The organism is Rhizobium sp. NLR16a (genome assembly GCF_017948245.1).
GTDB lineage: Bacteria > Pseudomonadota > Alphaproteobacteria > Rhizobiales > Rhizobiaceae > Rhizobium.
Genome location: NZ_CP072870.1, coordinates 57,215 through 71,465 on the forward strand (window position 1 = coordinate 57,215; position 14,251 = coordinate 71,465).

Consider the following 14,251-nt stretch of genomic DNA (forward strand, 5'->3'; position numbering starts at 1 on the left):
CTAACGCTGCCACATAAAAGGGGATCGACATGAAAAATTCTGAAAACAGCATTTCTGCCTCGCGTCGCCGCCGCCTTCTCGCCGGCGCTGCCGCCGCTGCCGCCCTTCTCGTTCTTTCCACCGGCTCGGCCTCGGCTGCGGCCAATTGCATCAAAGGCGACAGGAAGGCGCCTTTCACCATCGGCTGGGCGAACATCTATTCGGTGCCGACCTGGATGAAACAGACCGAAGGCACGATTACGGCCGAAGTGGAGGAGTTGAAGAAAGCTGGTCTGGTGAAGGATCTGATGATCACGGATGCGCAGGGCAATGCCCAGACGCAGATCCAGCATATCCAGTCGATGATCGACGCCAATGTCGACGCCATCGTCGTGATCGCCGGTTCCTCCACGGCGCTCGACCGCGTCATTTCCGACGCCTGCGACAAGGGTATCGCGGTGGTGAATTTCGACAGCCTGGTCAATACCGACAAGGTGACGGCGAAGATCAACACCGATTCCAACGAATGGGGCGCGACGGCTGCCAAGTGGATGGTGAGCCAGCTCGGCGGCAAGGGCAAAATCATCGTCATGAACGGCCCGGCCGGCATCTCGGTGAGCGACGACCGCCGCAAGGGCGCCCAGCCGGTTCTCGATGCCAACCCAGGCATCCAGGTGATCACCGAGACCAACACGGAATATAATGTCGCGCCGGCACAGGAAGCGATGACAAGCCTGCTTTTCGCCAATCCGGAAATCGACGGCGTGCTGTCGCTCGGCGGCGCCTTGTCGGCCGGTTCGGTTCTCGCCTTCGAGCGCCAGGGCCGGGACCAGGTGCCGACGACAGGCGAAAATGCGAGGCAGTTCCTCGAACTCTGGAAGGAAAAGAGTCTGAAGGGCTGGGCGACGATGCAGCCCAACTGGCTCGGCGCGCTTTCCGTCTATACCGCGGTCCAGGCGCTGCAAGGCAAGGATGTCCCGGCCTTTGTCAAGGTGCCGCTGCCTGTTATCGACGACAGCTCGATCGGCGGCTATCTCGCACGCGCCGACAAGTTCCCGGCCGACGGCTATATCTACTCGGACTACGACAAGGCGCTCTTCGACAAGCTGTTGACCAAGTAATCCGCGTTGGGGACGTCGTCATGACGGAAGAAAACCCGCTGCTGGAAGCCCGGCAGGTGTTCAAGGGATTTTTCGGCAATCCGGTTTTGAAGGGCGTCGACATCGCCCTTCTGCCGGGCAGGGTTCATGCCCTGCTCGGCGAAAACGGTGCCGGCAAATCCACCCTGATCAACCTCCTGTCCGGCGCCCTCCAGCCCGACGGCGGGTCCATTCTTGTCGACGGCAAACCCGTCGGGCGTTTCAGTCCAGCGGCGGCGCGGAAAGCCGGTATCGCCGTGGTTCAGCAGGAGTTGAGCCTGACGGCCAGTCTCTCGATTGCCGAAAATATCGGGCTCGGCGCCTTTCCGCGCTGCTTCGGCCTCATCGATTACCGAGCGCTTCGCCGCGGCGTGCAGGCGATGTGCGACATGGTGGGGCTCACCGAGCCGCTCGACATGCCGGTTGCCGATCTCGCGCTCGGCCGCCGCCAGATGGTCGAGATTGCCAAGGCGCTGTTCCGCAAACCACGGGTGCTCATCCTCGACGAGCCGACCTCGTCGCTCTCGGGCCATGAAGCCGGCATTCTCGCCGGGCTGATCGAGACACTCAGGGGTCGCGGCATGGCACTCCTCTATATTTCCCACCGCCTCAACGAGGTGCAGGCGCTCTGCTCGCATGTCACAGTGCTGAAGGACGGCGGGGTCACAGCGGATCAGTCGCTCTCCGGCATCGACGGCGAAGGGCTGGTGCGTCTCATGGTCGGCCGCGAGACCGGCGACCTGTTCCCGCCGCGTGGCGCCACTGCGCCCGGCGTCATGCGCATCGGCGTCAAAGGCTTTTCCGCCGGCATGGTGCGCGACATCGCCTTCTCCGCCCGCGCCGGCGAGATCGTCGGCATCGGCGGGCTTGTGGGTCAGGGGCAGGAAGACCTGCTGCTTGGCCTCTACGGTGCCATTCCGGCGGCAGCCGCCCGAGCGGAAGTTTCCGGCAAACCTCGCCTGCCCGCTCACGTCGGCGAAGCGAACGCGGCTGGCATTGTCTATGTCCCAGCCGATCGCAAGCATGAGGGGCTGGTGCTGCCGCATTCCATCGCCTCCAATCTCATCTTGCCCTCGCTCGGACGGCTTGCCGCCAAGGGCTTGCGCAACCGGACGGCGGAAACCGGTCTGGTCGCCGATCTCGCCCGCCGGCTGACGATCAAGGGTGATACGGCCCGCCCGGTGCAGGCGCTTTCCGGCGGCAACCAGCAGAAGGTGGCGCTCGCCAAATGGCTGCCGCTCGATCCGTCCGTTCTGCTGCTAAACGATCCCACCCGCGGCGTCGACATCGAAACCAAGCGGGAAATCTATCTGATGCTCCGCGCCTTCGCCGCCGAGGGGCGGCTCGTCATTCTCGCCAGTTCCGACACGCCGGAGCTCGTGCATCTCTGCGATCGCGTCCTGGTTCTGCGCGAGGGGCGCGTCGCGGCGGTGCTGTCGCAGGATGAGATCAGCGAAGCGGCGATCGTCGGTGCTGCCATGGGCGTCACCGCCACGGCGCAGGGAGAGGCGGCATGAACACCGATTCCTCACCCCGGCTCTACCCCTCGATCCAGATGCGCCGCAATCGCGGCCTCTCCGGCCTCTACCTTGTCGTTGCCGCCTTTCTCATTCTCTATGCGATGCTCTTCCCGGGCATCCTTTCGGTCGGCGGCTTCTCGAAGTTCACGCAGAACTGGTTCCCGCTCGCACTCGTCACCATGGCGCAGGCGCTGCTCATGCTGAACGGCGGCATCACGCTGGCGATCGGTCCGCTCGTCAGTCTCGGCGCTGTCATCGCCGCGACGACGATGGAAGGGGCGCTCGGCGTGTCGGGCGGCATTCTCGCGGTCGCCGCCGCCGGCCTTGCGGTCGGCGCCGCCACCGGCGCCATCGTCACCTATCTGAGGCTTCCTGCGATCATCGTCACGCTCGCCGGCTCCTTCATCATCAGCGGCGTGGCGCTCATCCTGCTGCCGCGGCCGGGCGGCGCCATTCCCGACTGGCTGTCGACGGCGCTGGCCGGCCATACGCCCGTCGCCTTTCTGATGCTGGTGGTGGTTCTGGCACTCTGGAAGCTTTTTCTCGCCACCCCGCTCGGCCTCGGCATCTACGCGGCCGGCGACAATCCGGTCGGCGCATTCCGTTCCGGCGTCCCGGTCGAACGGGTGAAGGTCACGGCTTTCGCGCTCTCCGGTCTGCTGGCAGCGCTGACCGGCCTCTTCGTCGCTGCGCAGACCGGCTCCGGCGATCCTGTCATCGGCACGCCCCTCACGCTGAACTCGATTGCCGCCGCCGTGCTTGGCGGCGTCGGCTTCCTCGGCGGCAAGGGCACGATGCGCGGAGCGATCTGCGGCAGCCTGCTGCTCTCGGTCATGATCAACGTCATGTTCTTCCTCGGCTTCCCGCCGGTGGCGCAATATGTCGCTCAAGGCTTGATCATCGTCGGCGCGGTCGCCGTTCCGGAACTTCTCGGCGCGTGGAGGGCAAGACGATGAACATCATCAGATCAGCATTCCGCAACCCGCCGCTCCTGACCTTTCTTCTGGTGGCGCTCGTCTGGTTCGTTGCAGGCTTCACGCTGCGCGGCTTCGGCGCCTACGGCCATTTGCGCTACCTCCTCGAGCTCGCCGCCGTGATCGGCATTGTCGCCGCCGGGCAGACGTTGGTTATTCTGATGGGCGGCATCGACCTTTCCGTCGGCGCGGTGATCACGGTCACGACGATCCTGTTGCCGCTGATTTCGCCGGCATGGGATCCGACCGGCCTTGCCGGCATCGCGTCAACCCTTGCCATTGCCACCTGCATCGGCTTGATGAATGGCGCAGGTGCCACCTATCTCCGCGTCCCGCCGATCATCATGACGCTTGCGATGGCGACCTTCCTGCAGGGCCTGCTCGTCATCGTCGCCGGCGGCAGCGCCGTCACCGTCAGCAATCCCGCCGTCATCCTGCTCGGGCAGGCGCGGCCGCTCGGCATTCCCTCGGGCATCATTCTGTGGCTCGCGGTCGCGGTCGTCGTCCTGCTGCTCGTCCACCACATGCCGATTGGCGCCCGTTTCCTGGCGCTCGGGGCGAACCCGCTGGCCGCCCGGCTTTCCGGCGTCAGCGTCACACGCAACACGCTGATCGCCCATACACTGTCGGGCTTTTTCGCCGGCCTTGCCGGCATTCTGGTGCTCGGCATGAACCGGCAAGGCTATGTCGGCATCGGCGATCCCTATCTGCTGACCTCGATCGCCGCCGTCGTGCTCGGCGGCACCTCGATCCTCGGCGGCCGCGGCACCTATGCCGGGACCATTCCGGGAGCGATCCTGCTTGTGACGGCGACGGCGCTGATCACCGTCGTCAACGCCTCGCCCGGCTGGCGGTCGATCATGTTCGGCACGCTGATCCTCGCCCTTCTGCTCGTTTCCGGCCGCGAGACGCGCCGATGACGGGACGCTATGATGGGCCGGTAATCGACCCGCACCACCATCTCTGGGACTTGGGCCTGCAGCGTCATCCCTGGCTTCAGAAAGCGCAGGTATCAGGTGAAGAGATGGTGTTCGGGAGCTTAGCGCCGATCCTGCGCGACTATGACATCGACGATTACCACGCCGACGCGGCGCGCCAGAATGTGGTTGCGACCGTCCATGTCGAGGCCGGCTGGTGCGCTGCCTATCCGCTGGAGGAGAGCCGTTGGCTGGATGGGCTCGACCGCAGCTCCGGCGTGGCGCGCCGTTATGTCGCCGGCTTAGCCCTCGACCGGCCGGACGCCATGTGCCTGCTCGAGGCGGAAGCGAAAAATCCCAACGTCGTCGGCATCCGCGATATTCTGAGCTGGCATCCCAATGTGACCAAGAGTTTTGCGTTGCGTCCGAATCGCATGAGCGATCCGGCCTGGCGAGCAGGCCTTGCCCATGTCACGCGGCTCGGGCTGGTCTTCGACCTGATGCTCTATCCCTGGCAGATGGCTGAAGCGCTCGAGCTCGTACAGGCTTTTCCGGCGACGCTTTTCGTGATCAACCACGGCGGAAGCCCTGCCGACAGGACGCACGAGGGCATGGCGCTCTGGCGCCGCGGCCTGCGGGCGCTCGGCGGAGAGCCCAACGTGCGGCTGAAGATTTCCGATCTCGTCGCCTACGACAATGATTGGACACTCGAAAGCCTGCGACCGGTGATCGAGCATTGCCTCGATTGTTTCGGGCCGGCACGTTCGATGTTTGCGAGCGATTTTCCGGTCGCAGGCTTGCACGCGTCTTTCGACGAGATCTATGAGGTTTTCCGTACGGTCGCCTCGCAGCTCTCCCAGGACGAGCAGCGCGCCCTGTTCTTTGTCACCGCCAACGACACCTACCGTCTCGGCATCGCCGACCCGTCCGACGCCCGGAGGGGCTGCCATGTCTGAGCTTCATGCTGCGTGGGAAAACGTGCTGATCGACGAGCGGGTGCGGGGCTTTCCGCCGGGCCATCCGCCGCTTTCGCTCTCGGAAATCGGCAAGCAGGGATGGAAGCCTTATGACGGCAGGATGGCTCTACCGCTGATCTCGCTCGACCGGCAGGCCTTCTCAGCCAATGTCGAACTGATGATGGCCTATGTGAAAAGCCACGGCGCCGAAATTGCGCCGCATGCCAAGACGCCGATGTCGACGGTGCTGGCAGAGGCGCTTGTGACGGCGGGGGCCTGGGGCACGACGGTTGCCGATATCCGCCAGGCTGCCGTCCTGCTGAAGGCGGGACAGCGCCGCCTCATCCTCGCCAACGAGATCGGCGGGGCGGCGGCGGCCCGACGGCTTGCGGCTCTGCTCGGCCAGTATCCCGATGCGGAACTTCACGTCTTCGTGGATTCGACAGCGCTGGTCGAAGCGCTCCGGTCGGCGTGGCGAGAGCGCATGGACCTGCCGCCTCTTGGCCTGCTGGTGGAGCTCGGCGCCGGCCGGGCCGGCGTCCGCAGCGCCGCTACCGCGGAGGCGGTTCTCGAGGCAATTCTTGCCGCGGAGACGTCCACCTTCCGGTTGAGTGGCATCGCCGCCTATGAAGGTGCTGCCGCGACCGCTGATGCGGCGGAGACGATGCTTCGCATCGAGGCTCTGATGGCGATGACATCAGATTTTCTGCCGAAGGTGCGCGCCCGCACGAGCACCGACCGGTCGCTTCTTGTGACGGCCGGCGGCTCGGTGTTTTTCGATCTCGTGATCGCCGGACTTTCGGCCGCGGTTGCGGCCGATCCGGCCTGCCGATTGGTGCTGCGTAGCGGCGCCATCTTCTTCCACGACCACGGCGTCTACGAGCGCGGCCTTGCCGGCCTCGATTCGCGCGGCGGTTTCCGTATGGCTGGTGAGACGCTTTCGGCGGCGGCTGGGTTTCATCCGGCGCTGCGGGTCTGGGCCGAAGTCCTGTCGCGGCCGGAGCCGCGGCTTGCGATCTCAGGCATGGGCATGCGCGACGTGGCGATGGACCAGGGCCTGCCACGGCCGCTGGCGCTCTATCGCCATGGGGCGTATCTCGGCCATCTCGAGAGCGCCGAGGTTTTCCGCCTCAACGATCAACACGCCTTCGTCGGACTTGCCGAGGCGAGCGATGTCCGCGTCGGCGACGTCATCGAGTTCGGCATCTCTCATCCCTGCACCTGCCTTGACCGGCACGCCATTCTCTATGGTCTCGACCCCGACCATTCGGTAACGGCGGCCTATCTCACAAGCTTCGGCTGAATTCTCCCTTCAAAAGCAAGAAAAGGAAAACCTGCCCATGATCCAGCGTTATCAGAAAGGTTCGCGAATGAGCCAAGCCGTCAGCTATGGCGGTCTCGTCTATATTGCCGGCCAAGTCGCGGAAAATCGCAAGGCCGGGATCCAAGAGCAGACCCGCGATGTGCTCGGCAAAATCGACGCTCTTTTGAAGGAGGCCGGTACGGACCGCTCGCGTCTGATCGCCGTCAATGTTTTCCTGCCGGCAATCGTCGATTTCGAGGCGATGAACGGCGTCTATGACGACTGGGTCGACATCGAAAACCCGCCGGCGCGCGCCTGCACCGAAGCACGCCTCGCCGATCCCGATCTGCGCGTCGAGATGACGGCGGTCGCCGCGCTCTGACGGTGAAGTAACCGCCCGGACTGGAGAGATCATGCACAGCGGCCTCGTCAACCCGATCGACTTCTCGCGCGAGGGCCGGCAGGCCGGCTACCTCGCCATTCCTTATTCGATAGACCGTTCGCCCTATTATCAGATCCGCATCCCGGTCCTTCATCTCAGGAACGGCGAGGGTCCGTCTCTGCTGCTGATGGCGGGCAATCACGGTGACGAGTATGAGGGTGAACTGCAGCTCGGCCGGCTGATGCGGCTGTTGGATGTTGCGGAAATCCGCGGCGCCGTCACCATCCTGCCGATAGCGAACCTGCCTGCGGTGATGGCGGCCAAGCGCTGCTCGCCCTTCGACGGCGGCAATCTCAACCGCGCCTTCCCCGGCGATCCCGCCGGTTCGCCGACAGCGCGGATGGCGCATTTCCTCGAGCGTGAACTCTTTCCGCGCCACGACGTCGTGCTCGACCTGCATTCGGGCGGCACGTCGATGGCGCATCTGCCCTGCACGCTGATCGAGCGGCAGGCCGATGCCGTCCGCTTCGAGCGGTCCATGTCGCTGATTCGGGCGCTCGGCGCGTCCTATGCCTTCATTGCTGATAACGGACCGGCGGCGCCGACATCGATGGGGGCTGCCGCGCGGGCGGGGACGATCGGGCTTTCCGGCGAATTTGGCGGCGGCGGAACCGTGACGCCCGAGACGATGGCCTTCACGGCGGCGGCGATCGACCGGCTGCTTTTGACACTCGGCATCGTCGAGCGCCCGGTCCTGTCGCGCGGACCACTCCCCCAGCCTGGGCCGCTGCAGCTGCTTTCGCTATCCCGGCACAGCCAGGGCATCTATGCGAGCCGCAGAGGCTGGTTCGAGCCGGCTGTCGCGCTTGGCACCGCCGGTGCCGCCGGCGATCTGGCGGGATGGTATCATGATCTGGAACGCCTGGAGCAGCCGGAGGAAGAGCTCCGCTTTGCCGAGAACGGCATCGTGATTTCCCACAGGCTGCATTGCGACAGCCAGGCCGGCGACTGCCTGATCCAGGTTGCCGAACCTATCGCATCCTGAGCCAATCCCCGTACGCGCGATCCCACTTAACTGATTGCGTCCACCGCGGCCTTGACCCAGTCGAGGCGCTTTGCCGGAATGAGGCCGTAGTTGTAGAAATTGACGCCGTCGGCGCCGGCATCGATAGCGGCCTTGGCGCGTGCGGCGAGCACCATGGGTCCGCTGACCTCGGGATAGAAGACGCGCAGGCCGACTCCAAGGAACTTTTCCCGCCCGATTGCCGCCCGGCCGGCTCGGATGACATCGCCGACGGCCGCCGGCGTCGTGTCGTAACAGCAAAGAATCGCGCCGTCGCAGAGCTTGCCGACGGCTGCGAGATCGACGCCGCCGAGCCAGCCGTCCTTCAAATCGATAAGCACGATACGCGTCGCCGGATCGGCCGCGGCCTTGATCTCGCCGATCAGGCTGGTCACCGGCTCGCTGCGCCACGCAAGATAGGCATGGAGATCGGGATGGTCGCGGAAGGCATCGATGCCGGCTGCCGGGAAATCCGGGAACTGCCGCTCCGGCACGGCTCGTTCGCAGAGCTCGGCGATGAAGCGCGCCACAGTTCTGCGCGCGCCCTCTGCGGGCACGCCGGCTCCAGCGGCGCGCGCGATACAATGATCGCAGAAGCAGAGCGACAGCAGGAAATCGTCTTCGGCATTTAGGCCGACCCCGTCCTTCTCGTGATGATATTCATGCGCGAAGCCCATGAAGTTCGGGCTCTCGAGCTCGATCATGTCAGGCCGGTAGTTCGTCGTGATGTCCTGCACGAGAGTGACGACATAAGCCCGCGCGGCTGGGCTCGAGGGGCAGAGGTTATAATAATTGGGATTGCCGAAGGCGTTTCGTGTCACGTGATCGGGATGCAGCATGCCGAGACGGGTATTGTGCAGGCAGACCGTCCAGCAGGAGACTTTTAGACCAGTCGCCGCGCGCTCCCTGACGAGCGCCTCCAGCATATCGCCGCGCTCGGTCACGTTGCCCGCCATCAGCGGCCGGATCAGCGTGTCCTGCCACAGGCTTCCATCCGGCCGGAAATAGACCGTTCCGTCCTCGGGGAAGTAGGCCTTCTGTTGCGGGCTGCGCGGTTGGAGGAAGCGGCCGGCATGATAGGAAGTCGCCAGGCTGACCGTTGTCAGGCCTGCCCGGCCGGCAAGCTCGGCAGCGAAGACGTCGAGCCCCTGGTCCTGGATATCCCAGGGATAGGTCCACATGGAAAGATGCATGGCGCGCTCCCGTCGAATCTGTCCGCTTTATAGAACATGTGTCCATAATAGTGTCCAGGCCGATCTGTGAGCGCTGGCATGTGCAGACCGGTATGACAGAGGGATCGGCAAGAACCTGACGCCCAACTGGCTTTGCTGCGCCGGCCAGGCATCAGGGAGTATCTCAGATGTCGACGACAAGGCCCTTGGCTTTCAGCACCGGCGCCAGATTGCTGACCTCGATGACCGATTTGCCCGCCTTGTAGGCGGCGATATAGTTGGCTTCGGCATCTTCGCGCGCCTGCGACAGCCGGGCGGCTTCCTGGGCCTCCTGCCTGCGCACGACCACCAGTCCGTCGGCATCGCCGACGATGATGTCGCCGGGATTGATGGTTTCACCGCCGACGATGATGGTGTCATTCACCGCCGCAATGGTTTCCTTGACCGTGCCCTTGATGCAGACGCTGAGCGAGAAGACGGGGAAGCCGAGTTCCCGCAGCTGCAGCGTGTCGCGCACGCCGGTATCCGTGACCAGGCCGCCGATGCCCTTGGCGAGGCAGGCATTGGCAAGCACGTCGCCGAAGGAGCCGGCTTCTTCGTATTCACCAGCCGAGACGACGATGATGTCGCCCGGCTTCGCATAGTTGATGGCGAGCTGCAGCATGATGTTGTCGCGCGGCGCGCATTTCACCGTGAATGCCGGGCCGCACAATTTCATGCGGCAGTCGACGGGCTTGAGGCGGGAGGAAAGTGCGCCGCGGCGGCCCTGGGCTTCGTGGATGGTCGCCGGCGAAAATTTCGAAACGGCCTCGATGTCGGCTTTGCTGGGCCGCTCAGCGATGTCTTTTATATGAATCATGGATGCCTCACATCGTTGGTAGACGGCGGGCATATCCCGCCGTCTTATCTCGGGTTGATTGTCATCGGGAGGTTCCGAGACCGGTCGGTCTACGGGATCGGGTCGAATTTCAGCTGCGCGAGCGGCACGACTTTGTCGGTACGGGCCATCTTGTACTCGGTGTTCGGGCCGAGCCACTTGTCCCAGATCTTGTTGATCTCGCCCGACTCGTCGAGCTTATGCAGAATCTCGTTGATCTTGGCGGTGAGCGCCGGCTGATCTTTGGCCATGCCGATGCCGATCGGCTGGTAGAGCATCGGCTCCTCGATCATCCGCATTTCCTTGCCCTTGCTCTTCGATTCGTTGACGAACTTGGTCGTCGTCATGGTGTTCGCCACCATGCCGCGCGCCTTGCCCTGCTGAACGGCGAGGTAGGCCGAGGCGGTATCCTGGAAGGTCAGCGGCTCGGACTTGTTGAGCTTGATCGACATTTCCGAGGTCGAGCCCTTGGTCGAGGCGATGCGCTGACCTGCATAATCGGCCTTCGTCTTGCCGGCGTCATCGGCCGGCACGATCAGCATTTCCTTGGCGAGGTAATAGGGATCGCTGAACTGGATCTGTTCGGCGCGGCTCAGCGTATAGGCAAGGTTGGCAACGGTAATGTCGACGCGGCCGAGCTTGACCTCGGGCACGCGGGCTTCGACCGAAACCGGCTTGATTTCAGCCTTGACGCCCAGTTCCTTGGCGATGGCGCCGCAGAGATCGACGTCGAAACCGGCCATTTCGCGGGTCTTCGGATCGGGAGACGCGAAGGGGGGAACGTCGGCAAACGTCGCGCAGCGCAGGGTCTTTGCCGACATGATGTTGTCGAGCTGATCGGCTTTCGCGGGCATCGCCGCCGCCAGGCCGGCCAATGCGACGGTGAGGCTCAGGTATTTCCAGTTCATTGCTGTTCTCCTTTGTTTTTGATGGTTGGTATCAATGCCTGAGATCAGCGAGGAAACGCTGAGCCCGAGGATGGGTCGGATTGCTGAAGAAATTTTCAGGCGTCGCCATTTCGATGATCTGGCCGGCATCGATGAACCAGATCCGATCCGCGACCTCGCGCGCGAAGCCCATTTCATGGGTGACGCAGAGCATGGTCATGCCTTCCGATGCCAGGCTCTTCATGACGCCCAGAACTTCGCCGACCATTTCGGGGTCGAGCGCGCTCGTCGGTTCGTCGAACAGCATCACCGGCGGCTCCATCGCAAGCGCACGGGCGATTGCTACCCGCTGCTGCTGGCCGCCCGACAGCTGACCGGGATAGGCCCGGGCCTTGTCGGCGAGGCCGACGCGGTCGAGAAGTTTGAGCGCCTTCTCGTGCGCGATATCGGGCGCCACGCCCTTTACCCGGATCGGCGACATCGAGACGTTTTCAGCCACGGAAAGATGCGGAAAGAGGTTGAAGTTCTGGAAGACGAAGCCGATCCGGCTGCGCATTGTGTTGAGCTCCTTCGCCCGCATCGAGGCGTGGATGTTCTGTCCATCGAGCGTGATCGATCCGCTGTTGATCTCCTCGAGGCGATTGATCGTGCGGATTAGCGTGGATTTTCCCGAACCAGATGGACCGCAGATGACGACCACCTCGCCGCGTGCGACCTCAGCATCGATGTTCTTCAGGACCGGATAGTCGCCGTAGCTCTTGCAGACCTGCGAAAGCCGGATCGTCTGCGATTCCTGCGCGGAAACTGACATGGTCATAGCTGCTCCGATACGATTTTCGATGGCGTGACCGGAGAGGCCGTGGGAACCTTGAGAAGTCCCGCACGCCGCCGCGTGATGCGCCGCTCGAGGCGATTTGCGAAGTAGGTGAGCGTCCAGCAGATGATGAAGTAGACGATCGCCAGGATGAGGAAGACCTGGAAGGGCTGCGTCAGGAGCTGGTTGTTGACCTGGCTTGCCGCAAAGGTGAGATCCGGCACATTGATCACATAGCCGAGCGTCGTATCCTTGATCGTCGAGACGAAGGTGGAGAGGATGCTCGGGATCATGTTGTAGAGCGCCTGCGGCAGGATGATGTAGCGCATCGCGCCCATATAGCCGTGGCCAAGCGCACGCGCCGCGTCCATCTGGCCCGGTCCAAGCGCGACGATGCCGGCGCGGACGACTTCGCTGAGAAACGCGCTCTGATAGACCACAAGCGTCGTCAGCATGGTGACGAAGCTCGGCACATCGGCGCCGGTCAAGAGCGGCACCAGGAAATAGCTCCACAGGATGAGCATCAGGAGCGGCACGCCGCGGGTGAAATAGACAAGCGCGGTGACCGGCCAGCGCATCAGCCGCGACTTGGAGAGTCGCGCCATTGCAAACAGAATGCTGGCAGGAAAGGCGAGAGTGATGCTGAGCGCCGAGAGGATCAGCGTGTTGGCGAGCCCGCCGAGCGGTCCGTTCGGATATTGACCGACCAACAGCAGCAGCCAGTAATCGCGAACGATGGCGATCATGTCCTGGATCATGCGCGGGCACTCCTGGCGGGATCGGCGCGCATCGACAGATAGGCGCCGATGCTCATGATCACCAGCGAGAAGAAGAGGTAGAGAACCGTGCCGATCAGGTAGATCTCGAAGGTGCGGAAGCTGAGGTTCTCGATTTCCTTGACGGCATGCGTCAGTTCCGACGCGCCGATGACGACGGCGAGACTGCTGTTCTTGAATAGGGAGACGCTGTGATTGATGAGCGGCGGCAGCGCGTTGCGCACGCCCTGCGGCATGATGACGAAACGCATCGCCGAGACGTAGCCGTGGCCCAGTGCACGGGCTGCCTGCATCTGGCCGTCAGCGACCGAGCGTACGCCCGAACGAAGATCTTCGCTGAAATAGGCCGCCTGGCAGAGCCCCAGCCCGATCACCGCGAAGATGGATTCCGCATTGTGGCTTGCAAGCCAATTCCCGATGCCGCTCGGCATCAGCGTGAAGATCCCGAAATACCAGAGCATGAGCTGCACCAGCGTCGGGACGTTGCGGTGATAGGAAACGTAAGCTGCGACCAACGGATCGCCGAGGCGAAAGGGTGACAGGCGCAGACCCAGCAGCAGAAGCGCCAGCATCATCGCCAGCAACCAGGATCCGGCATAGATGATGAAGGTCATCTCGATGCCATGCAGCAGCATGTCGGCATATTCCGGATTTCCGAGGATCGCCGAAAGGTCGAAGCCGCTCACGGTTTTGGCTCCCCGGATTGATCCGTCTTCGCCACAGGCTGCGGCTTGGCCGTCTGCAGACCGCCCATGACCTGCAGCGTCGGGGTGATCTCCATATGTCCGATGTTGACCGCGACGGGGGCTGCGATTGCGAAGGCAATCGCATCTGCGATATCGGTCGCCTGCGGCAATTCGAAACCGTCGATGAACCGTTCCCGGACGCTGGGGTCATTGCCGTGGACGTGTTTGAAGATGTCGGTGGCGACCCGGCCGGGGCAGATTTCCGTGACCCGAACCCGCTTGCCGAAGGCGTCGATGCGCAGCTGGTTGGACAGCATGCTCACCCCCGCCTTGGTGGCGTGATAGGACGAGTTGCCGCCGAAATTGTAGGCGCCGGCAATCGACGAGATATTGATGACATGGCCGCGATCGCGCGCCACCATGCCGGGCACCACCAGGCGGCAGAGGTGCAGCACCGCCCGCAGATTGACGTCGACGATGAGATCGATGTCGCCTTCATCGGCTTCGAGGAACTTCTTCGGCCGGTCGACGCCGGCATTGTTGACGAGAATGTCGAATTCCACCCGATCCGCGAGCTCGGCCATCGCCTTGCGGTCGGTCACATCGATGGCGTGAGGGATGCAGCCCGTGCGCGCGGCCAGCTGCTGCAGCGCGTCAGTGCTGCGGGCAACGGCGTGGACCTCGATATTCTCCCGGCGGAGCCGCTCGACAACGGCTGCGCCGATTCCGGAGGATGCGCCGGTTACCAGTGCGGTCTTGTAGTCGGAGAATGGCATTGTCGTTCCCTTGTTGTTGATCGAGAGAGT

15 protein-coding genes are annotated in these 14,251 nt (G+C 63.7%); 8 read left to right on the forward strand and 7 right to left on the reverse strand.

Annotation, left to right across the window (positions count from 1 at the left end; genetic code table 11):
* The first annotated feature begins 29 nt into the window (after nucleotides 1-29).
* From J7U39_RS29200 to J7U39_RS29235, 8 genes are read left to right on the forward strand one after another with little or no spacing between them, the layout of a single operon-like run.
* The gene (locus J7U39_RS29200; protein WP_210633457.1) at nucleotides 30-1,100 is read left to right on the forward strand and encodes an ABC transporter substrate-binding protein; all 1,071 of its coding nucleotides are present in this window, start codon (nucleotides 30-32) and stop codon (nucleotides 1,098-1,100) included.
* Nucleotides 1,101-1,120: 20 nt separating this feature from the next.
* Complete coding sequence (locus J7U39_RS29205) at nucleotides 1,121-2,635, forward strand: sugar ABC transporter ATP-binding protein (protein WP_210633458.1); 1,515 nt, start codon at nucleotides 1,121-1,123, stop codon at nucleotides 2,633-2,635.
* On the forward strand, nucleotides 2,632-3,594 hold the full coding sequence (locus J7U39_RS29210; protein ID WP_210633459.1) for an ABC transporter permease: 963 nt from the start codon (nucleotides 2,632-2,634) through the stop codon (nucleotides 3,592-3,594). The genes J7U39_RS29205 and J7U39_RS29210 overlap by 4 nt, the downstream gene beginning before the upstream one ends.
* The gene (locus tag J7U39_RS29215) at nucleotides 3,591-4,532 is read left to right on the forward strand and encodes an ABC transporter permease (RefSeq protein ID WP_210633460.1); all 942 of its coding nucleotides are present in this window, start codon (nucleotides 3,591-3,593) and stop codon (nucleotides 4,530-4,532) included. The genes J7U39_RS29210 and J7U39_RS29215 overlap by 4 nt, the downstream gene beginning before the upstream one ends.
* Nucleotides 4,529-5,485, forward strand: a complete 957-nt coding sequence (locus J7U39_RS29220) for an amidohydrolase family protein (protein WP_210633461.1) — start codon at nucleotides 4,529-4,531, stop codon at nucleotides 5,483-5,485. The genes J7U39_RS29215 and J7U39_RS29220 overlap by 4 nt, the downstream gene beginning before the upstream one ends.
* On the forward strand, nucleotides 5,478-6,788 hold the full coding sequence (locus tag J7U39_RS29225; RefSeq protein WP_210633462.1) for an alanine racemase: 1,311 nt from the start codon (nucleotides 5,478-5,480) through the stop codon (nucleotides 6,786-6,788). Before J7U39_RS29220 ends, J7U39_RS29225 begins: the two co-directional genes overlap by 8 nt.
* Before the next feature lie 37 nt (nucleotides 6,789-6,825).
* Complete coding sequence (locus J7U39_RS29230; protein ID WP_210633463.1) at nucleotides 6,826-7,170, forward strand: RidA family protein; 345 nt, start codon at nucleotides 6,826-6,828, stop codon at nucleotides 7,168-7,170.
* Between the two features lie 31 nt (nucleotides 7,171-7,201).
* Nucleotides 7,202-8,215, forward strand: coding sequence for a succinylglutamate desuccinylase/aspartoacylase family protein (locus J7U39_RS29235; RefSeq protein ID WP_210633464.1), 1,014 nt, complete (start codon nucleotides 7,202-7,204; stop codon nucleotides 8,213-8,215).
* A 26-nt stretch (nucleotides 8,216-8,241) separates the two neighbouring features.
* Here the strand turns inward: J7U39_RS29235 and J7U39_RS29240 are convergent, their stop codons facing one another.
* The 7 genes from J7U39_RS29240 to J7U39_RS29270 form a co-directional block, all read right to left on the reverse strand.
* A complete protein-coding gene (locus tag J7U39_RS29240; RefSeq protein WP_210633465.1) occupies nucleotides 8,242-9,426 on the reverse strand; it encodes a hypothetical protein in 1,185 nt (394 codons plus the stop codon).
* A gap of 163 nt (nucleotides 9,427-9,589) precedes the next feature.
* Entirely contained in the window at nucleotides 9,590-10,264 is a 675-nt protein-coding gene (locus J7U39_RS29245) for a 4-carboxy-4-hydroxy-2-oxoadipate aldolase/oxaloacetate decarboxylase (RefSeq protein WP_210633466.1), read from the reverse strand.
* 89 nt (nucleotides 10,265-10,353) lie between these two features.
* Nucleotides 10,354-11,190: an ABC transporter substrate-binding protein gene (locus J7U39_RS29250; RefSeq protein ID WP_210633467.1), complete on the reverse strand. Its 837-nt coding sequence runs from the start codon at nucleotides 11,188-11,190 to the stop codon at nucleotides 10,354-10,356.
* Nucleotides 11,191-11,221: 31 nt separating this feature from the next.
* Nucleotides 11,222-11,986: an amino acid ABC transporter ATP-binding protein gene (locus J7U39_RS29255; RefSeq protein ID WP_210633468.1), complete on the reverse strand. Its 765-nt coding sequence runs from the start codon at nucleotides 11,984-11,986 to the stop codon at nucleotides 11,222-11,224.
* Nucleotides 11,983-12,741 (reverse strand): amino acid ABC transporter permease, encoded by a 759-nt coding sequence (locus J7U39_RS29260; RefSeq protein WP_210633469.1) that lies wholly within the window; start codon nucleotides 12,739-12,741, stop codon nucleotides 11,983-11,985. The genes J7U39_RS29255 and J7U39_RS29260 overlap by 4 nt, the downstream gene beginning before the upstream one ends.
* Nucleotides 12,738-13,445, reverse strand: a complete 708-nt coding sequence (locus tag J7U39_RS29265) for an amino acid ABC transporter permease (protein ID WP_210633470.1) — start codon at nucleotides 13,443-13,445, stop codon at nucleotides 12,738-12,740. Before J7U39_RS29265 ends, J7U39_RS29260 begins: the two co-directional genes overlap by 4 nt.
* Entirely contained in the window at nucleotides 13,442-14,221 is a 780-nt protein-coding gene (locus J7U39_RS29270) for an SDR family oxidoreductase (RefSeq protein WP_210633471.1), read from the reverse strand. The genes J7U39_RS29265 and J7U39_RS29270 overlap by 4 nt, the downstream gene beginning before the upstream one ends.
* Nucleotides 14,222-14,251 lie beyond the last annotated feature (30 nt).